This window comes from Pseudomonas synxantha, assembly GCF_900105675.1.
GTDB lineage: Bacteria > Pseudomonadota > Gammaproteobacteria > Pseudomonadales > Pseudomonadaceae > Aquipseudomonas > Aquipseudomonas synxantha.
In genome coordinates this window covers 1,673,263-1,692,361 of record NZ_LT629786.1, presented here as the reverse complement: position 1 = coordinate 1,692,361, position 19,099 = coordinate 1,673,263, and the positions used below count along the sequence as shown (strand labels likewise).

Sequence of the window (19,099 nt, the reverse complement as noted above, 5' to 3'; positions counted from 1 at the left end):
ATGATTGTTTTTAGACACTCAATAGCAGGAACTCACGCTCCCAGGAACTGATCACCCGCTTGAAATTCTCGTGCTCGGCGCGCTTGACCGCGACGTAGCCGCGCACGAATTTCTCTCCCAGGTACTGCTTGACCGTGTCGCAGTCCTCCATGCGTGCCAGCGCATCCTCAAGGGTGAACGGCAAGCGCAGGTTGCGCCGTTCATAGGCGCGGCCTTCCACCGGCGCACTGGGTTCGATCTGCTCGATCATGCCCAGGTAGCCACACAGCAGGCTGGCGGCAATCGCCAGGTACGGGTTGGCATCGGCGCCCGGCAAGCGGTTTTCCACACGCATCGCCTCCGGGCTGGAGGTGGGCACACGCAGGCCAACGGTGCGGTTCTCTTCGCCCCACTCGACGTTGACCGGCGCCGAAGTGTCCGGCAGGAAGCGGCGGAACGAGTTGACGTTGGGCGCAAACATCGGCAGCAGCTTGGGGATGTACTTCTGCAAGCCGCCGATGTGATGCAAAAACAAGGGGGTCATGCGGCCGTCGGCATCGACGAACACTGGCTTGCCGGTGGCGATCTCCACCACGCTCTGGTGCAGGTGCATGGCACTGCCCGGTTCATCGGCCACCGGCTTGGCCATGAAGGTCGCGGCGACGTTGTGCTTGAGCGCGGCCTCACGCAAGGTGCGCTTGAATACGGTGATCTGGTCGGCGAGGTCCAGGGCATCGCCGTGGCGAAAGTTGATTTCCATCTGCGCCGGGCCGTCTTCGTGGATCAGCGTGTCGAGGTCCAGGCCCTGGGCTTCGCACCAGTCATAGACGCCTTCGAACAGCGGGTCGAATTCGTTGGCGGCGTCGATGGAAAACGATTGGCGCCCGGTTTCGGCACGCCCGGAGCGGCCGATAGGCGTCTTCAACGGCAGGTCCGGGTCTTCGCAGCGCTGGGTCAGGTAGAACTCCATTTCCGGCGCGACAATCGGCTGCCAGCCCTGGTCGGTGTAGAGCTGCAAGACTTTCTTGAGCACGTTGCGCGGCGACAGTTCGATGGGGTTGCCCTGTTTGTCGAAGGTGTCGTGAATCACGATGGCCGTGGGCTCGATGGCCCAGGGCACCATGTAGGTGGCGTTGGCCACCGGGCGGCAGATCATGTCGATATCGGCCGGGTCGAGCAGGTCGTAGTAGATATCGTCGTCGACAAAGTCCCCGGTTACCGTTTGCAGCAACACACTTTCCGGCAGGCGCATGCCTCGCTCATGCAGGAACTTGTTGGTGGGTGCAATCTTGCCGCGCGCGATGCCAGTCAAATCACTGATCACGCATTCGACTTCGGTAATCTTGTGTTCTTTCAGCCAGGTGGAGAGCTGATCGAAGGGGGCGTTCATAAGGACCTCGTCTTGGGTGGGATGCGACGCCGGCTTGTACTTGCGGCGCATTGAGGTCTATCTTGGGCCAGCCTTCAAACCGCATCTATCCACTTTGCACGCAGCACAACGCACCAATAGAGTGCGCACGGATCACCCATGACACAGGCAACCGCTTTGCGCGTACAGGCCTTCGCTACCGGCGATGTAGCCGCCCAATGCAGTGCGACACCCGGTTGGGTGCAGCAGTACCAGCAGATGTCCCCCGGGCATTTTGCCGGGCGGGTACGCTACCTCGACCTGCAAGGCGTGCAGGTATACGAGGAGTGCATGAACACCCGCGTGGAACAGCATTTCAATGCACCACCCGGGGCCCTGGCGTTCTGTTTCGACGGCAGCGACAACAGCCTGTATATGCTCAATGGCGAAAGCCGCAACACCTGGATCACCCCGGAAAACTACCGTGAAGTGGCGGTGGTGTTCGGCCCGCAGTTTGTACAGCGCCATGGGTTGGACGTAGCAAAACTTGAAGGGTTGTTCATGGCTCCGCTGAGGTGCCAGCAGAACGCGCTGTTCACCCGCTGGCTCAGTGGCACGCTGACACGTTTGTCGGCACTGACCGACCCCATCAGCCGCGATGCCCTTACCCAGCAACTGCTCGACGACTGCCTGTTTATCCTCGACAACGCCTGCGTGTGCCTGGACCGCGACTCATTACAAAAGCGCAGCGAAGCACGCCGGTTGATGGTGCGCATCGGCGAATGGGCGGCGGATGCGCCGGATGAAAGCGTCAACCTGCTGGAACTGGCGCAGATTGCCGGCGTGCCGTTGCGCCAATTGCAGCAAGGTTTCAAGACCTATACCGGGATGAGCCCGGCGCAGTGGTTAAGGTTGCGCCGCTTGAATGGGGCGCGGCGGGAGCTGTTGAGCGCGACGAACACGACGGTTGCCGAAGTGGCGATGAACTGGTCGTTCTGGCATTTGGGGCGGTTCTCTAACAGCTATCGAGGATTGTTTAAGGAACTGCCCAGCGAAACCCTCAAGCGCTCACTTTGAAATGCAGTCAACAATGTGGGAGGGGGCTTGCTCCCGATGGCGGTAGATCAGTCACCTGATACTGAGACTGACCCACCGCTATCGGGAGCAAGCCCCCTCCCACAGGGGATCGCATTTCAAGGCTGGAATTTGAGGAAGGTTGCAATCAGCTGGTTGACCTGTTCCGCCGCTTCCAACTGCACCATATGCCCCTGGCCCGGCAGGATCTCCACCTGGGCCTCCAGGCCCTGGGCATGGTCGGCCGGGATGATTGCATCGTCACTGCCCCAGATCACCAGGCTCGGTTGCTGCCCCACCACGTTGCGCAAATCCACGCGCTGGCGCCCGCCGTCAAACAACTGCGCATTGAGTCGCTTCAAGGCCTGATCCACGCCTTCCAAGCGCTTGAACTTGAGCATGTCCTCCAGCATCTGCCGCGTCACCAGCGCCGGGTCGCTGAACAGTTGCACCAGTTGCGGCTTGAGCGCATTACGGTTGTTGGCCTCGGTAAAACCGTGCAGGTAATCGCCATTGATAGCCGCCCCCAGCCCGGCGCTGGCGATCAGGGTCAGTGAGGCAACGCGCGCGGGTGCCTGGCGCGCGACCGTCAGGCTGACCAGCCCGCCCATGGAGTGCCCGGCCAGGTGCACGCGGTCGAGCTGCAGGTGATCGAGCAAGGCCAGCACCGCCTGGCTCAGTTCCTCGGCGTCCCCCGTTTGCAGGGCCTTGCCCGACTCGCCATGCCCTGGCAGGTCCAGGGCGATCACCCGGCGTTCGGCGGCCAGGGCCGGTTGGTTGAACAGCCAGTTGTTCAAGTCGCCGCCAAAACCATGCACCAGCACCAGCGGTGTAGCGCCTTCGCCCAGGTCGAGATAGCGCAACAGGCGCCCGCCCACCTCGATCTTCTGCGCACTCGGCCCGCAGGCTTCGGCTTCGGTGCGGCTGGAGACAAAGCCGGCGTTGAAGCTTTCGATCACCGCATCGATCTGCGCCTCGCTGGCCTCACCTTCCACCACGATCCCCAGCAGCGCGCCCACCGGCAAGGTCTCGTCGCTCAGCGCCAGCACTCGGCGCAATACACCGCTGAACGGCGCTTCGACACTGCTGGAGATCTTGTCGGTTTCCACGTCCAACACCTCCTCGCCCTTCTCCACCCGGTCGCCGGGCTGCTTGAGCCAGACATCAATGCGGCCTTCGGTCATCGACAGCCCCCACTTGGGCATGGTCAAGGTATGGATCATGCGGCATTCCTCCTGTCGGCGATCTTCAGCACCGCGGCCTCGATCTTCGTCGCGTTGGGGATGTACAGGTCTTCCAGCGCATCGGAAAACGGCACCGGTGTGTGCGGCGCAGTGACCATCTCGATCGGCGCACGCAGGAAAGAAAAGCCTTGCTGGGCCACCAACGCACTGATGTCGGTGGCGATGGAACAACGCGGGTTGGACTCGTCGATCACCACCAGGCGCCCGGTTTTTTCCACACTCTCAAGGATGCTGTCTTCGTCCAGCGGGCTGGTGGTACGCAGGTCCAGCACCTCGCAGTCGATGCCCTGACGCGCCAGGTTGGCGGCGGCTTCCAGGGCGACGTGCACCATGCGCCCGTAGGTCACCAGGGTCACATCGCGACCTTCGCGCACAAAATTGGCCTCGCCGAACGGCACGGTGTAGAGCTCTTCCGGCACTTCGCCTTGCAGGCTGTAGAGCATCTTGTGTTCGAGGAAGATCACCGGGTCATTGTCGCGGATCGCCTGGATCAACATCCCCTTGGCGTCATACGGCGTAGCCGGGCACACCACCTTGAGGCCGGGAATGTGCGTCCACATCGAGGTGAGCATCTGCGAATGCTGGGCGGCCGCGCGCAGGCCGGCGCCGTACATGGCACGCACTACCAGCGGCGTGGTGGTCTTGCCGCCGAACATGTAGCGAAACTTGGCGGCCTGGTTGAGCAACTGGTCTAGGCAGCAGCCGATAAAGTCGACAAACATCAACTCGCACACCGGCCGCATGCCACGAGTGGCGGCGCCGACGGCCATGCCGACATAGCCGACTTCGGACAACGGCGCGTCGAGTACGCGCTCCGGGAACTCAGGGTAAAGACCTTTGGTCACCCCCAGCACACCACCCCAGGCGTCCTGCTCGCCGGGCGAACCGGTGCCGCCGGACACATCCTGGCCAATAATGAACACGCTCTGGTCCCGGCGCATTTCCTGGGCCAGGGCTTCGTTGATTGCCTGCTGATAGCTGATTTTGCGAGCCATGGGATTTTTTCCACCTGTTGTTGTTATTAGCGGTAAGCGACGTAGACATCACTGAGCAGGTCGGCGGCCTGGGGCTTGGGATCGGACTTGGCCAGGCGCACCGCGTCGTCGATCAATTGCGCGACCTCGCCGTCGATACGTTCGAACTGCGCGGCATCGAGCCAGCCTTCGGCATTGCAGCGCTGGCGGAACAGGGCGAGGCAGTCGTGGGATTCGCGCAGGTTCTTGACTTCATCCGGGCCCCGGTAGGTTTGTGCATCGCCTTCGAAGTGGCCATAGAAGCGGCTGAGCTTCACTTCCACCAAAGTCGGCCCTTCGCCCTGCCGTGCGCGCTCCACCGCCACGCCCAGCGCCGCGTACACCGCGAAGAAATCATTGCCATCGACAATCACCCCCGGCATGCCAAAGCCCACTGCCCGCTCGGCAATGTCCTTGCACGCCACCGACCAGCCGGAACCGGTGGCCTCGGCATAGCCGTTGTTCTCGGCGACGAACAGGCACGGCAGCTTCATGATCGACGCCAGGTTCATCGCCTCGAACACCGCGCCCTCGTTGGAGCCGCCGTCGCCGAAGAACGCCACGGCCACGCCCTGGCTGCCCTTGAGCTTGGAGGCCAGCGCAGCGCCTGCCGCCAACGGCGCACCGGCACCGACAATGCCGTTGGCGCCGAGCATGCCCTTCTCTTGGTCGGCAATATGCATGGAGCCGCCCTTGCCGCCGCACACGCCGGTTTTCTTGCCGTAGATCTCGGCCATCATGCCGAACACATCCACGCCCTTGGCGATGCAATGGCCGTGACCACGGTGGTTGGAGGCGATGCAGTCTTCATCGTTGAGGTGCGCCATGACCCCGGCAGCGCTGGCTTCCTGGCCGGCATACAGGTGCACGAAACCAGGGATCTCGCCGGTGGCGAATTCCACATGCAGGCGTTCTTCGAAGTCACGAATGGTGCGCATCACCGTGTAGGCATGCAGCAATTGATCGGTGGACAGGTGAGTGGACATCTTGTTGTTCTCCAGGTTGTCTCGACACACAAAAGGCTGGCTGCGGCCAGCTGTAAGCGCTTGAGCACAGGCTGTGCCAAGGCCCACGAAAAACCGGCAAAGCCTTGACCCAGAGCAGTGCCGAACGGTTGTGCCGCTGCGCCATGCCAGCGCAGAATGAGACCCGCCATTGCACTGTGCAGGCTCCGTCTCAGGCGGGCTGAGACGCTGCGTCTCAGCGCTGGCTGTTGGTCAGGCCAACCTTGTCGGTCGGCGCCCATGGGCGCTTAATGGCGGGCATAACAACAAGGATCGAGAACCGGAGGCCTTATGCTCGCCGCGAACTCCAGAGAACACGTCGACTGCGTCAGTCGCGTGGTCCGAAATGCCGATCGACTGCCCCAGGCGCCGGTGCCGGCGCTGATTTTCGATTCATGGCGCCGTTCCATGGAGCAATACCACCTCGACCCCGGGTCGCTGCAGGGGCCGCGCATTCTCACCGAACCCTTGCTCAAGGAATGCCGCGAGCGCGCTGAGCTGTTCATGCGCATCGCCGGCGAAGAAGTCGGGCAACTGCACCACCGTGTGCGCCACGCCGACTACTGCGTGATGCTCACCGACGCCCAGGGCCAGACCCTCGACCACCGCGTGGACACCGCCATTCGCAGCGACTGTCGCAAAGCCGGCCTGTATCTCGGCACCTGTTGGTCGGAAGCCGAGGAAGGCACCTGCGGCGTGGCCACGGTGCTGACCAGCAAAGCCGCCGTGACCGTGCACAAGCGCGACCATTTCCGTGCCGCCTTTATCGGCCTGACCTGTTCCGCCGCCCCGATCTTCGACCCCCAGGGCAACCTGCTGGGGGTGATGGACGCCTCGGCGCTCAAATCCCCGGATGACCGACGCAGCCAGCACCTGGTGCGGCAGATGGTGGCGCAGAGTGCGCAAGCCATCGAAAACGCCTTCTTCATGCACAGTGCCCGCGAGCATTGGGTGCTCCAGGCCCACGGCACACCAGGCTATGTGGACAGCCAGCCGGACCTGCTGCTGGCATGGGATCAGGACGGCCGGCTACGGGCCCTGAACAGCAAGGCGCGCCAGGCATTGCGCCGGCGCTTCGGCCAGGTGCCCGACTACATCGGTGAAGTGTTCGACCTGGATGCGTTGCGCTCGGTGACGGACCAATCGACCCAACACCTGCCATGGCTGGGCGAGCCTGGCGTATTGCACGTGCGGGTCAATACCCCGCGACGCAAACCGCCGCGAGCGGTTGCGCACGCTCAGGTCGACCCGCGGGTGGAAGAACACCTGCGCCTGGCCGTACGCGTCAAGGACCGCAACCTGCCGGTACTGGTGCAGGGGGAAACCGGCGCCGGCAAGGAAGTTTTCGCTCGCCAACTGCACGAACGCAGCGCCCGGCGTACGGGGCCCTTTGTCGCGGTCAACTGCGCAGCGATCCCCGAGAACCTGATTGAAAGCGAGCTGTTCGGCTATGTGGCCGGGGCTTTTACCGGTGCATCCAGCAAAGGCATGGCGGGGCTGTTGGTACAGGCCGATGGCGGTACGTTGTTCCTCGATGAAATCGGCGATATGCCGCTGGCGTTGCAGACGCGCCTGCTGCGGGTGATGGCCGAAGGCGAAGTCGCGCCCCTGGGCGGGGCCAAGAGCCGCACTGTGGACATCCAAGTGATCTGCGCCAGCCACCGTGACCTGGCCGCGCTGGTCAGCGACGGGCGCTTTCGCGAAGACCTGTACTTCCGCCTCGGCTGCGCGCGCTTTTGCCTGCCGCCGCTGCGCGAACGCAGTGACAAGCTGGCACTGATCAACCGGTTGCTGGAGCAGCAAGCACGCGGCGGCGTCTCGGTCGGCATCGGCCAGGCTGCACTGGAACGGCTGCTGGGCTATGCCTGGCCGGGCAATGTGCGCCAGTTGCACCACGTACTGGCGTATGCCTGTGCCGTGTGTGAGGGCGGGACCATCCAGTTGGCGGATCTACCGGTGCAAGTGCGCGGCGAACAGGTTTCGCTGGCTGCAGAACCGAGCGTGAGCCCCGAACGTCAGGTGGTGCTGGATGCGTTGGTCCGGCACCGCTGGAAGCCGTTGCCGACGGCACAGGCACTGGGTATTTCCCGGGCTACCCTGTACCGCCGGGTCAACCAACTGGGCATCGACATGCCCCGCAAGCACTGACACAACGGAATTAAACATGTGGGAGGGGGCTTGCTCCCGATAGCAGTGGGTCAGCCAACATCTATGTTTGCTGGGCTGACGCCATCGGGGGCAAGCCCCCTCCCACATTTGACCGGGCAGGTCTTGAGAGGTCAGCGGTAGACCAAGCCACCGTCGATTAACGGCGCTTGCCCGGTCATGTAGTCCGCATCCGGCCCGGCCAGGTAGGCCACCAACCCAGCCACATCCTCCGGCGTTTGCGCACGGCCCAAGGCAATTCCGTCCACGTACTTCTTGTAGGTCGCCCCCACCTCGGCCCCGGTAATCTCGGCCATGCGCTTGTCGATCTCCACCCACATATCGGTACCCACCACGCCTGGGCAGTAGGCATTGACCGTGATCCCGGCGCTTGCCAGTTCCTTGGCCGCCGCCTGGGTCAGGGCACGCACGGCGAACTTGGTGGCCGAGTACACGCCCAGCAGCGCAAAGCCTTCATGGCCGGCGATAGAGCAGGCATTGATGATCTTGCCCTTTTGCTTGAGCGCCTTGAGTTTCTTGCCGGCGGCCTGGATACCCCATAACACGCCTTGCACATTGATACCAAGGGTGCGCTCGACCTGTTCCGGGCTGACGTCCAGCAATGAGTCGATCTGCGCGATACCGGCGTTATTGACGATGATGTCGAAGCCGCCAAGGGTCTGGTGTGCATGCTCAACTGCCGCCACCACCTGATCGCGCTTGGACACGTCGGCGATAAACACCGAGGCCTTGCGCCCCAGGGCCAACACTTCTGCGGCCACGGCTTCAAGCTTGGCACCATTGATGTCGACCAGGGCGATGTCGGCCCCCTCCTGTGCCAGGCGCAGGGCGATGGCCCGGCCAATGCCCTGCCCGGCGCCGGTCACCAGCGCAACTTTTCCAGCAATACTCATGACGATCTCCTGCAAGGATGAGAGAGCCTTGTCTATCGCAGATGCCTGCCGGGGCTGTCGAGGCGCAAGGGGTTTGGCGTAGGGGTTGAGACGCCGTGTCTCAGCACACGCGCGCGTACCGAACGCTTGTAAAACCTGGCCGTTATGCCTAGCTTATGCGCCCCCGCCCTGCGCTATAAGGCCCTGCCCCATGGTTTTGCGTTTTCGTCCCGTCGTCAGTACACGTTTGGCTCTCGGCCTGCTGCTCAGCGGCGGTATCGGCAGCAGCCTGGCCGCGGAGATTGAACTGCCGGCGGTCAAGGTCCAGGGGCAGGATGAGTCCGGCTACCGTAACGAAACTGCCTCGGTGGGCGGTTTCGATGAAGCACCGTTGCTGGACACGCCGGCCTCGATTACGGTGATCAACGCCGCCCTGATCAAGGACCAGCAAGCGCGCCTGCTCAGTGAAGTGCTGCGCAACGATGCGTCGGTGGGTGACAGCTATGCGCCGATTGGCTATTACGAAAATTTCGTGGTGCGTGGCTTCTCGCTGAACGCGGCCAGCAGCTACAAGATCAATGGGCGCACCATCACCGGCGAGCAGAACGTCGCCCTGGAAAACAAGCAGCAGGTGGAAGTGCTCAAGGGCCTGGCCGGGTTGCAGAGCGGCATTTCCGAGCCCAGCGGCGTGATCAACTACGTGACCAAGCGCCCTGAAGATGTACGCTCGGTAACCATCTCTACCGACGATCGCGGCAGCGGCTATATCGCCACGGACGTCGGTGGCTGGTTTGGCAGCGAGCAGCAATTGGGCCTGCGCGCCAATGTCGCCCATGAAGACCTCAATTCCTATGTGGAACACGCCAATGGCCAGCGCGATTTTGTGTCCCTGGCCTTGGACTGGAACATCAGCCCCGACGCCCTGCTGCAACTGGATGCCGAATACCAGAACAAGCAACAGCGCTCGGTGCCGGGTTACCAACTGTTGGGTGGCACCGAAGTGCCCCACGACGCCTCACCGAAGAGGCTGCTGGGGCATCAGAGCGGCGGCAAGCAAGTGGGGATCGATTCGCTGAACCTCAACGGCAAGTTCGAGTACCGTTTCAGCGACCAGTGGAAAGGCACTGTCAGCGCGGCGCGTAGCAAGGTGGTGATTGATGACTACAGTTCGTTTGCCTGGGGCTGCTATTACGTCAGCAACTGCAATGCCAACACCTTCAGCCCCGAAGGTGACTACGACATCTACGACTATCGCAGCCCCGACGACACCCGCCGCGATGATGAAATCCAGGCAGCCATGACCGGGCTATTCGACACCGCTGGCCTGGGTCATGAGTTGACCTTCGGCACCAGCGCATTTCGCCGGGTGGTCGACAAGCGCGACTCGGTCAATGAATACATCGGCAGCGGCAATATCCATCAGGATGCGCCGAGCTTCCCACCCACCGACAAGCCGCTCAATGATAGCCATCGCAACCTCGACAGCCGCCAGTACGGCCTGTTCGTCACCGACCGCATTCGCTTCAATGAGCAATGGCAAACCATTCTCGGTGGGCGTGAAGTGCGCCTGGATGAAAAGGCTTTCGACAAGAACGGCGCTGAGTCACGGCATACCCAACAGTATGTATTCCTGCCCCAGGCCTCGCTGATCTATAAGCCGATTGAGAACATCTCGCTCTACACCAGCTACAGCAAGGGCCTGTCCCTGGGCGGCACCGCGCCGTGGTTCGCCACCAACAGCAGCGAAACCCTGGCGCCCACTACGTCACGGCAGATCGAAGCCGGGGTGAAGTACGATTGGCGCCGCATCAGTTTCGCCGCCGCCGTATTCCAGACACGTCAGGCCTACCAGTATTCCAAGCCGGATGGCGCGGGCAACTTTACCTATGTGCAACAGGGCGAGCAGAAAAACACCGGCCTGGAACTGTCCGCCACCGGCTGGGCCACCGAGCGCCTGCAAATCGCAACCAGCGTCGCGGCTATCCGCGCACGGGTGAGCGGCAGCGGCACCCCGGACTATGAAGGCCACCAGGCGATCAATGTGCCCAAGCTGCGTGCCAGTGTGTACGCCGACTATGCGTTGCCGTGGGTCAATGGGCTGGCGGTGCTGGGCGGTGTGCAATACAGCGCCAGGAAGTCGGCCAACCGCAACGGCACTGTGGAGGTGGGCGACTATGCAGTGGTCAATCTCGGCAGCCGCTACACCACCAAGGTCGATGGGTATGAAACGGTGTTTCGCCTGAGCGTCGACAACCTGTTCGACAAGCGCTACTGGCGCGATGCGGGCGAGTACATGGGCGATGACTACCTGTTCCAGGGCGCGCCGTTGACGGCGCGCTTGAGTGCATCGGTGAATTTCTGATTCACCCGCCTACAAGGGGCTATTTGGGCATCTTGCGAAAGCCCACCGCCAGGCGGTTCCAGCTGTTGATGGTGGCGATGGCCACGCTCAGGTCGACTTGTTCCTGTGGGCTGAACTCGGCGGCCAGGGCATTGAAGTCTGCATCCGGAGCGTGGGTCTGGCTGAGCAGGGTCAGGCTTTCAGCCCAGGCCAGCGCGGCGCGTTCACGCGGGGTAAAGAATGGGGTCTCGCGCCAGGCCGACACGGTGTACAAACGCCGCTCGGTTTCGCCACCTTTGCGGGCGTCGGCGGTGTGCATGTCCAGGCAGAACGCGCAGCCGTTGATCTGCGAGACGCGCAGGCGCACCAGTTCGAGCAGCGGTAATTCGATGGAAAGTTTGCCGACCGCCGCTTCCAGCGCCAGCATGGCTTTCATGGCGTCGGGGGAAGCGGTGTAGAAATCGGTACGGGTTTGCATGGTGTTGCTCCAGAACGGTGGGATTGGTGAGCAGGTTAGTCACCAAGGCGTCCTGGAGGAATAGCCAATCCGGGCGAAGAACAGGTGACCAATCTACAGGCCACGCTTGCGCAGCCATTGCAGGAAGCCCTTCTTCACCGGCACCACGGGCGCGTCTTCGGTCAGGGCCTGGGCGGCATGCCGACGGAAGTCCAGCAGCGCCTTCATGGCTTCGCCGATATCATGCCGTGCGTCCAGGCAGGGCTTGAGGTATTCATTTTCGATGCGATAAAGCGTGCAGTAGGTCTTGGCCGAAAAATCTGCCAGCGCCGCCTGTTCCGAGAGGATGCCGGATTCGCCGATCACCTCCCCAGGGCCCATGCGCCCGGCCTCGAACTTGTGCCCGTCCTTGACCAACAGCACCGAGACCACGCCGGATTCAATGATGAACAAGTGATCGCTGACCTCCCCCGCCGCCAGGATCATCTCCCCTGCGCGGTAGGTGTGCAGGGTCATGTTTTGGCTGAAGGTGTCTTTTTCTTCCTGACGCAAGGTGGAGAAAATCGACGAGCGTTCAAGCAACGCCCGGGCACCGGACACCGCTGGCGGCGTGCTGCCCTCGGTGGCAGACAACAGGCCCACACCCGCCGCCTGCAAGTGCCGGTAGGCCAAATCGTAAAGCAGGTTGCGCGTTTCGCGCTTGAGGCCCATGGCCGGTACGAAGCCGCTGATTTCATATTCCACGCCGCCACTGGTCGAGGCTTTGAACGCCACGCTCGGGGCCGGCTGGGCCAGCAATGGCCGACAGCCCTGCATTGCCCGCTCCAGGGCCTCAATCACGGTTTGCGGACGTGCGTGGGGGCTGACTTGCAGGCTCACTGCCAGGCCGAACATGTCCGCCGGGCGCGAGAAATTGATGATCTTGGCCTTGGCCGCCAGGGAGTTGGGGATCACCGCCAGGCTGCCCTGGGAGGTTTGCAAACGCGTGGCGCGCCAGTCGATATCGGTGACACGGCCTTCGGTGCCATCGATGGAGATCCAGTCATCGATCTGGTAAGGCTTGGTGGTATTGAGGACGATCCCGGAAAACACGTCGCTCAAGGTACTTTGCAACGCCAGGCCGACGATGATCGCCACCGCACCGGAGGTGGCCAGCACGCCCTTGACCGGCAGGTCGAGCACATAGGCCATGGCGGCGATGATCGCGATCAGGAAGATCACCGCGCCCATCAGGTCTTGCAACAAGCGCCCGGTATGCCCGACCCGCTGCATCATCACCGCGCCGAGCAACACCGTCAGGGTGCGCGCAGCGAACAACCACCAGCCGATCTGCAACGCCGTGGCGGCCAGGTGCAAGGTGGTGTCGTCAGCATAGGGCGCCCCTTGCATGGGGTTCATGCCGTCGTTGAACAACACGACGCTGAATACCGCGAAGATCACCAACCGCGCGGCGAGTTTCCAGTTGGCCAGGTCGGCGGAGATAAGACGCCACACGGCGATGTCGATAAAGATCAACGCCACGGCGCACAGCATCGGGTGATCAGCGATAAATGAGGGCATCCAGGCGACTCCAGGGCGAATGCCGAGAAGATCGCATGAAATCGATAAGACGGGTATAGCGCAGGAAAAAATGTGGGAGGGGCAAGTCCCCTCCCACAAGGGTTATTTAAACCAACCCGGCATTCAGGCGTGCATCTGCCCGAACTTGCCCGACTGGAAGTCGGCGAACGCTTGGTGGATTTCCTGCTCGGTGTTCATCACGAACGGACCGTGGCCGACGATGGGCTCGTCGATGGGTTCGCCGCTGAGCAGCAACACCTTGGCGTCGTCATTCGACTCCAGGGTGACCTGGTTACCGTCACGCTCGAACAGCGCCAGCTGACCTTGGCGCGCAACTTCATCGCCATTGACCAGCACAGTGCCGCTGAGGATCACCAGCGCCGTATTACGCCCGGCGTGCAGGTCCAGCGTGACCGCCTTATTGGCATTGAGGCGCAAGTCCCACACGTCAATCGGCGTAAAGGTACGGGCCGGGCCATGAGCACCGGCGAATTCACCGGCGATCAGGCGCAGGTTGCCAGCGTCGTTCGCCAGTGGCAGCACCGGAATATCGCCATCGATGATGGTCTGGTAGCCGGCATCGGCCATTTTGTCCTTGGCCGGCAGGTTGACCCACAGTTGCACCATTTCCAGCGCCCCGCCGCGACGGGCGAAATCCTGGGAGTGGAACTCCTCGTGGAGAATGCCCTTGGCCGCGGTCATCCATTGCACATCGCCGGGGCCGATCTTGCCGCCGGCACCGGTGGAATCGCGGTGCTCGACTTCGCCGTCATAGACGATAGTCACGGTTTCAAAGCCGCGATGCGGGTGTTGGCCGACGCCACGGCGCTGTTCGGTGGGCGTGAATTCGGTCGGCCCGGCGTGGTCCAGCAACAGGAATGGGCTGATGTGCTTGCCCATGGTGTCGTAGGAAAACAAAGTGCGTACCGGGAAGCCATCGCCGACCCAGTGGGCGCGAGGGCTGGTGTAGATACCAATCAGCTTTTTCATGTGTACCTCCAAAGTGGGTACACAATAAATCGCCTCATCCCTGAGCACTAGACGGCAAAACCGGCCCTGATCGTTCTATGTATAGGACAATGTTTTAAGTTGGCGCTGGCGCAACAGCTGGAATGCAACAAAGGCCGACAGCGCAAACCCGGCTTGAATCATCACCATCGGCGCGGCACTGCCATCGCGCAGCTGGCTCAACAGCAAACCGCTGCAGGTGGCACCGAACATCTGCGCGAACCCCATCAGCCCTGCCGCCAAACCGGCACGGTGCGCATTGGGCATCACCGCGCCGGTCACCGCACCGGGCAACACCAGGCCACCGCCGAGGGTGACCAGGGCAATGGGCACGTCCAGCCCCACCACCGACAGCCCGAACAGTGCGTAGATCACCAGCGCTGCCACCCCGCCGAGCGCGACCATTGTCACGCCCATCGCCACAATCCGCTGCGGCCCCAGGCGCTGGATATTACGCCGGGTATAGGTGGAACCCACGATCAGCATCGACACGATCAACCCGAAGTTGAGGCCGTACTCCAGGCTGCTTAACCCCAGCAGGTTGATGAACACCGCCGAGGAGCCGGCGATCACTGCAAACATGGCGCCGTAGGTGCAGGCCAGGGCCACGGCATAGGCCCGGTACTGGCGGCCTTTGAGCAGGGGCTGGATTAATTTATATTTCGACCATAATATGCGTAAAAAATTATGTCCATAATTTTTTGCCCAATGGTTACCCCTGGAGCCCGCCATGCCCCCTCTCCCCCTGCGTCTTCTCACGCCCCTGGCCCTGTTGATGTTGCTCGGTGGCTGCCACAGCCAAGCTGACAACGCCGCTCAAGCGCCGCAGCCACGCCCCGTATTGGCGGCCACCGTCGAAGCCGCGGGCACCCAGCAAAGCGCGTATACCGGTGTGGTCGCTGCCCGCACCGAAAGCGACCTGGGCTTTCGGGTCAGCGGCAAGGTGATCGAGCGCAAGGTCGACCCCGGCCAGCGCGTTGCCCGTGGCGATACCTTGCTGGTGCTGGACATCGGCGACTTCGAACTGGCGCTGCGCTCGGCCAAGAATCGCGTCAACGCCGCCCAGGCCCAGCTGCGCCAACGCCGCGACGATGAAAACCGCTACCAGCGCCTGGCCAGTACCGGCGCAGTGTCACGGCAGATCTTCGACCAGTCGGCCACCAACCTGCGTGTTGCCGAGGCGGAACTGGCCGCGGCGCAGTCCGATGCCAGCCAGATCGAAAACCGCCGCACCTACTCGGTGCTCAAGGCCGATGGCGACGGCATCATCACCGACGTGCGAGCAGACCGCGGCCAAGTGGTGGCCGAAGGGCAAATCGTCGCGCGCCTGGCCCACGACGGCGCCCGTGAAGCCATCGTCAACCTGCCGGAAAACCAGCGCGACCTGGCCGCGCAAAAAGCCCTGGCCTTCCCCTTCGGCGCCCCCGACCAGGCCGTGGCCGCAAGCCTGCGCGAGCTGTCCGCCAGCGCCGACCCCATCACCCGCACCTACCGCGCCCGCTATGTGTTGCACGGTGCCGTCGAGCGTTTCGCCCTCGGTTCCACCATCACCGTACGCCTGCAAGGCAACGGCCAAGCCGCGCAAACCCGCGTGCCGATTGGCGCGTTGCAGGACGCAGGCCAGGGCCCCGGCGTGTGGCTGATCGGCGATGACAACACGCTGACCTTCGCGCCGGTGAAAGTCGCCCGCCTCGGCCAGGAAGACGCCCTGCTCGACAGCGGCGTTCAACCTGGGCAAACCATCGTCGCCCTGGGTGCGCACCTGCTGCACAGCGGCGACAAGGTGCGCTTGCTCCCCGCCCAGGCCCTGGCCCTCAACCGCAAACAGGACCAATGATCATGCGCGGGCTCAACCTCTCTGAACTGGCGGTCAAACACCGCGCAGTGACGCTGTTCTTGCTCATTGCAATCCTGGTCGCCGGAATGTTCGCGTTCGGCAAACTGGGGCGCGCCGAAGACCCCTCGTTTACCGTCAAGGTCATGACCATCACCGCCGCCTGGCCGGGCGCCACCGCCCAGGAAATGCAGGAACAGGTGGCCGACCGCCTGGAAAAGCGCCTGCAGGAGCTGGACTACTACGACCGCGTCGAGACCATCGCCCAGCCGGGTTTTGTGTCGATGCGCATGACCTTTCTAGAATCCACGCGCCCGAGCGAAATCCAGGCACTGTTCTACCAGACCCGCAAGAAGCTCAGTGACGAAGCCGCGCAATTGCCCAAAGGCGTGATCGGCCCGTTTTTCAACGATGAATACTCTGATGTGTATTTCGCGCTGTACGCCCTGGAAGCCGAACACCTGCCCCATCGTCAGCAAGTGCAAATGGCCGAGACCCTGCGCCAGGGTTTGCTCAACCTGCCGGGGGTGAAGAAGGTCAATATTCTTGGCGAGCAGGCCCAACGGGTGTTTGTCGAGTTTTCCTATGAGCGCCTGGCGACCCTGGGCATCAAGCCCGAGCAGATTTTCGCCGCCCTCGCCGCACAAAACGCGGTGGCGCCCTCGGGCTTTGTCGAAACCGCTGGCGCCCGTGCGTATATCCGTATCGACGGTGCCTTCGACAGCCTGGCGCTGATTGAAAATGTGCCCCTGCAAGTCAATGGCCGCGTGCTGCGCATTGCCGATGTCGCCAGCGTCAGCCGCGGTTATGAGGACCCGCCCAGCTACCGTATCCGCCACCAGGGCGACCCGGCGCTGATGCTCGGGGTGATCATGGAGAAACACTGGAACGGCCTGGAACTGGACCAGAGCCTGCAGGCCCAGGAAGCCAAAATCCGCGCCGACCTGCCCCTGGGCGTGAACTTCGTCAAGGTTTCCGACCAGGCGAAAAACATCAGCCTGGCGGTGAATGAGTTCATGCTCAAGTTCTTCGTCGCCTTGGCCGTGGTGATGCTGATCAGCCTGCTGGCCCTGGGCTTTCGCGTGGGCCTGGTGGTGGCGGCAGCCGTGCCGCTGACGTTGTCGATCGTGTTCGTGATCATGCTGGTCACCGGGCGCGAATTCGACCGCGTGACCCTGGGCGCGCTGATCATTTCCCTGGGCTTGCTGGTGGATGATGCGATCATCGCCATCGAGATGATGGTGGTGAAACTCGAAGAAGGCTTTGATCGTATCCATGCGGCGACCTATGCCTGGAGTTCCACGGCCGCACCCATGCTGACCGGTACGTTGGTGACGATCATCGGTTTTTTACCCGTGGGGTTTGCGCGATCCGGTGCAGGCGAGTACGCCGGGAATATCTTCTGGATCGTCGGCTTTGCATTGATTTCATCGTGGTTGGTGGCGGTGGTATTCACGCCCTATCTGGGCGTGAAGCTGTTGCCGCAGATCAAGCCTGTGCCCGGTGGGCACGATGCGATTTATGCCGGGCGTTACTATCAGAAACTCCGTTGCTTGGTGGAGGCCTGCGTGCGCGGGCGCTGGCTGGTGACCGGGCTGGTGGTGGCCGCGTTTGTGCTGTGCGGCCTGGGTATGGCGGTGGTGAAGAAACAGTTCTTCCCCGACTCCGACCGTTCGGAGCTGATCCTGGAAGTGTATATGCCGCCCGGCAGCGCCTTCAAAAGCACTGAGGCAGTGGCGGCGCAGGTGGAGAAAGCCCTGCTGCAAGAGCCGCAGACGAGCATGGTCGACACCTATGTAGGCGGCGGCGCACCGCGGTTCTTCCTGTCGCTGAACCCGGAAATGCCTGACCCGGCATTCGCCAAGTTGATCGTGCAAACCCCGGACTCCCACGCCCGTGACGCATTGAAAGTGCGCATGCGCGAGCGCATCGCGGCTGGTGAGTTTCCAGCGGCGCGGGTGCGTGTCACCCAATTGGTGTTCGGCCCGCCGGTGCCGTTCCCCGTAGTGTTCCGTGTATCCGGGCCCAACCTGGACGAGCTGCGCGGGCTGTCCGAGCAAGTGCGCCAAGTGGTGGCCGCCAATCGGCTGACCCGTGACACCTTCCTCGAATGGGGCGAGCGCACCAGCGGTTATCGCCTGGTGCTGGACCAGGATCGCCTGCGCTTGCTCGGCTTCACCCCCGACGATGTCAAATCCCAACTCAACGCCCTGCTCAGCGGCAACCCGATCACCGAAGTGCGCGAAGGCAACCGCACCGTATCCGTGGTGGCCCGCGCCCAGGGCAGCCAGCGCGAAGACCTCGCCAATCTCAACAGCATGACCCTGACCAACAGCGCCGGCACGTCGGTGCCGCTGGCCCAGGTCGGGCATTTCCAGGCGGTGATGGAAGAGCCGATCCTCAAGCGCCGTAACCGCGCAACCACCGTAGAAGTGCGCGCCGACATTATCGACGGGGTACAACCGCCCGATGTGGAAATGGCCGTGTACAAAGACCTGCAACCCCTGATCGCCAAGCTGCCGCCCGGTTACCACATCGACATCGGCGGCCCGGTGGAAGAAAGCGCCAAGGCCAACGTGGCGCTGGCGGCGCTGTTCCCGATCATGATCCTGCTGACCCTCACGGTGATCATGTTCCAGGTGCGCTCATTCGGCGTGATGTTGATGGTCTTCGCCACCGCGCCCCTGGGCTTGATTGGCGCAGTGCCGACCTTGCTGCTGTTCAATCAACCGTTTGGGTTTAACGCGATCCTGGGCTTGATCGGCATCGGCGGCATCCTGATGCGCAATACGCTGATCTTCACCGATCAGATTCGCCAGAACCAGGACCACGGCATGGCGATTCGCGAGGCAATCATCGAAGCCACGGTGCGTCGAGCGCGTCCGGTGATCCTCACCGCACTGGCAGCGGCGCTAGCGTTTATTCCGCTGACGCTGTCGGTGTTCTGGTCGTCCCTGGCCTATGTGTTGATTGGCGGGGTGTTGGTGGGCACGGTGTTGACGCTGTTGTTCCTGCCGGCGCTGTGCAGCCTGGTGCTACGCGACGAGGTTGCTGAAACGTCCCACGTAAACGCCGGATAAGCTCTACTCCCCCTCCCTGCAAACCTCTGCAAAGTCCCTCGCCTGATTGAACAGTGCGAGGGATTGCAGATGGTTTTTCTTGTTAGTGCGCTGGTTGCGTGGCCGTCCCCCGTGGGGAG

The 19,099-nt window shown here is 62.6% G+C and carries 14 protein-coding genes; 5 read left to right on the top strand and 9 right to left on the bottom strand.

The window, feature by feature from the left end; genetic code table 11:
* Positions 1 to 10: 10 nt before the first annotated feature.
* Entirely contained in the window at positions 11 to 1,369 is a 1,359-nt protein-coding gene (locus BLU48_RS08175) for a glutamine synthetase family protein (RefSeq protein WP_057025641.1), read from the bottom strand.
* A gap of 138 nt (positions 1,370 to 1,507) precedes the next feature.
* Between BLU48_RS08175 and BLU48_RS08170 the strand changes: the two genes are divergently transcribed.
* Positions 1,508 to 2,404 carry a helix-turn-helix domain-containing protein gene (locus tag BLU48_RS08170; RefSeq protein WP_057025618.1) on the top strand — a complete coding sequence of 299 codons (897 nt, stop codon included), beginning with the start codon at positions 1,508 to 1,510 and terminating at the stop codon, positions 2,402 to 2,404.
* A 116-nt stretch (positions 2,405 to 2,520) separates the two neighbouring features.
* Here the strand turns inward: BLU48_RS08170 and BLU48_RS08165 are convergent, their stop codons facing one another.
* The 3 genes from BLU48_RS08165 to BLU48_RS08155 are packed head-to-tail and all read right to left on the bottom strand — an operon-like array spanning position 2,521 to position 5,644.
* Positions 2,521 to 3,624: an acetoin dehydrogenase dihydrolipoyllysine-residue acetyltransferase subunit gene (locus BLU48_RS08165; RefSeq protein WP_057025617.1), complete on the bottom strand. Its 1,104-nt coding sequence runs from the start codon at positions 3,622 to 3,624 to the stop codon at positions 2,521 to 2,523.
* A complete protein-coding gene (locus tag BLU48_RS08160; protein WP_057025616.1) occupies positions 3,621 to 4,640 on the bottom strand; it encodes an alpha-ketoacid dehydrogenase subunit beta in 1,020 nt (339 codons plus the stop codon). Before BLU48_RS08160 ends, BLU48_RS08165 begins: the two co-directional genes overlap by 4 nt.
* Positions 4,641 to 4,666: 26 nt before the next feature.
* Positions 4,667 to 5,644 (bottom strand): thiamine pyrophosphate-dependent dehydrogenase E1 component subunit alpha, encoded by a 978-nt coding sequence (locus BLU48_RS08155; RefSeq protein ID WP_057025615.1) that lies wholly within the window; start codon positions 5,642 to 5,644, stop codon positions 4,667 to 4,669.
* Between the two features lie 309 nt (positions 5,645 to 5,953).
* Between BLU48_RS08155 and BLU48_RS08150 the strand changes: the two genes are divergently transcribed.
* Positions 5,954 to 7,810 carry a sigma-54-dependent Fis family transcriptional regulator gene (locus BLU48_RS08150; RefSeq protein ID WP_057025614.1) on the top strand — a complete coding sequence of 619 codons (1,857 nt, stop codon included), beginning with the start codon at positions 5,954 to 5,956 and terminating at the stop codon, positions 7,808 to 7,810.
* Between the two features lie 131 nt (positions 7,811 to 7,941).
* On the opposite strand, the gene BLU48_RS08145 is transcribed toward BLU48_RS08150, so the two are convergent.
* Complete coding sequence (locus tag BLU48_RS08145; RefSeq protein ID WP_057025613.1) at positions 7,942 to 8,721, bottom strand: acetoin reductase; 780 nt, start codon at positions 8,719 to 8,721, stop codon at positions 7,942 to 7,944.
* Positions 8,722 to 8,911: 190 nt separating this feature from the next.
* Between BLU48_RS08145 and BLU48_RS08140 the strand changes: the two genes are divergently transcribed.
* Positions 8,912 to 11,062 (top strand): TonB-dependent siderophore receptor, encoded by a 2,151-nt coding sequence (locus BLU48_RS08140; protein WP_057025612.1) that lies wholly within the window; start codon positions 8,912 to 8,914, stop codon positions 11,060 to 11,062.
* A 19-nt stretch (positions 11,063 to 11,081) separates the two neighbouring features.
* Here the strand turns inward: BLU48_RS08140 and BLU48_RS08135 are convergent, their stop codons facing one another.
* The 4 genes from BLU48_RS08135 to BLU48_RS08120 form a co-directional block, all read right to left on the bottom strand.
* On the bottom strand, positions 11,082 to 11,519 hold the full coding sequence (locus tag BLU48_RS08135; protein ID WP_057025611.1) for a carboxymuconolactone decarboxylase family protein: 438 nt from the start codon (positions 11,517 to 11,519) through the stop codon (positions 11,082 to 11,084).
* 93 nt (positions 11,520 to 11,612) lie between these two features.
* The gene (locus tag BLU48_RS08130) at positions 11,613 to 13,058 is read right to left on the bottom strand and encodes a mechanosensitive ion channel family protein (protein ID WP_057025610.1); all 1,446 of its coding nucleotides are present in this window, start codon (positions 13,056 to 13,058) and stop codon (positions 11,613 to 11,615) included.
* Between the two features lie 123 nt (positions 13,059 to 13,181).
* The gene (locus tag BLU48_RS08125) at positions 13,182 to 14,048 is read right to left on the bottom strand and encodes a pirin family protein (protein ID WP_057025609.1); all 867 of its coding nucleotides are present in this window, start codon (positions 14,046 to 14,048) and stop codon (positions 13,182 to 13,184) included.
* Positions 14,049 to 14,123: 75 nt separating this feature from the next.
* Positions 14,124 to 14,825 (bottom strand): MFS transporter, encoded by a 702-nt coding sequence (locus BLU48_RS08120; RefSeq protein ID WP_331717123.1) that lies wholly within the window; start codon positions 14,823 to 14,825, stop codon positions 14,124 to 14,126.
* On the opposite strand from BLU48_RS08120, the gene BLU48_RS08115 reads away from it, so the two are divergent.
* Together BLU48_RS08115 and BLU48_RS08110 are read left to right on the top strand one after the other, a co-directional pair.
* Entirely contained in the window at positions 14,797 to 15,903 is a 1,107-nt protein-coding gene (locus BLU48_RS08115) for an efflux RND transporter periplasmic adaptor subunit (RefSeq protein WP_057025608.1), read from the top strand. The genes BLU48_RS08120 and BLU48_RS08115 overlap by 29 nt on opposite strands.
* Positions 15,904 to 15,905: 2 nt before the next feature.
* Positions 15,906 to 18,980 (top strand): efflux RND transporter permease subunit, encoded by a 3,075-nt coding sequence (locus BLU48_RS08110; RefSeq protein ID WP_057025607.1) that lies wholly within the window; start codon positions 15,906 to 15,908, stop codon positions 18,978 to 18,980.
* Positions 18,981 to 19,099: the final 119 nt, after the last annotated feature.

What these genes read in the sequence shown, in the direction of transcription:
- BLU48_RS08175 (WP_057025641.1), bottom strand. Translation starts at nt 1,369, where the DNA reads ATGAACGCCCCCTTCGATCAGCTCTCCACCTGGCTGAAAGAACACAAG.
- BLU48_RS08170 (WP_057025618.1), top strand. Translation starts at nt 1,508, where the DNA reads ATGACACAGGCAACCGCTTTGCGCGTACAGGCCTTCGCTACCGGCGAT.
- BLU48_RS08165 (WP_057025617.1), bottom strand. Translation starts at nt 3,624, where the DNA reads ATGATCCATACCTTGACCATGCCCAAGTGGGGGCTGTCGATGACCGAA.
- BLU48_RS08160 (WP_057025616.1), bottom strand. Translation starts at nt 4,640, where the DNA reads ATGGCTCGCAAAATCAGCTATCAGCAGGCAATCAACGAAGCCCTGGCC.
- BLU48_RS08155 (WP_057025615.1), bottom strand. Translation starts at nt 5,644, where the DNA reads ATGTCCACTCACCTGTCCACCGATCAATTGCTGCATGCCTACACGGTG.
- BLU48_RS08150 (WP_057025614.1), top strand. Translation starts at nt 5,954, where the DNA reads ATGCTCGCCGCGAACTCCAGAGAACACGTCGACTGCGTCAGTCGCGTG.
- BLU48_RS08145 (WP_057025613.1), bottom strand. Translation starts at nt 8,721, where the DNA reads ATGAGTATTGCTGGAAAAGTTGCGCTGGTGACCGGCGCCGGGCAGGGC.
- BLU48_RS08140 (WP_057025612.1), top strand. Translation starts at nt 8,912, where the DNA reads ATGGTTTTGCGTTTTCGTCCCGTCGTCAGTACACGTTTGGCTCTCGGC.
- BLU48_RS08135 (WP_057025611.1), bottom strand. Translation starts at nt 11,519, where the DNA reads ATGCAAACCCGTACCGATTTCTACACCGCTTCCCCCGACGCCATGAAA.
- BLU48_RS08130 (WP_057025610.1), bottom strand. Translation starts at nt 13,058, where the DNA reads ATGCCCTCATTTATCGCTGATCACCCGATGCTGTGCGCCGTGGCGTTG.
- BLU48_RS08125 (WP_057025609.1), bottom strand. Translation starts at nt 14,048, where the DNA reads ATGAAAAAGCTGATTGGTATCTACACCAGCCCTCGCGCCCACTGGGTC.
- BLU48_RS08115 (WP_057025608.1), top strand. Translation starts at nt 14,797, where the DNA reads ATGCCCCCTCTCCCCCTGCGTCTTCTCACGCCCCTGGCCCTGTTGATG.
- BLU48_RS08110 (WP_057025607.1), top strand. Translation starts at nt 15,906, where the DNA reads ATGCGCGGGCTCAACCTCTCTGAACTGGCGGTCAAACACCGCGCAGTG.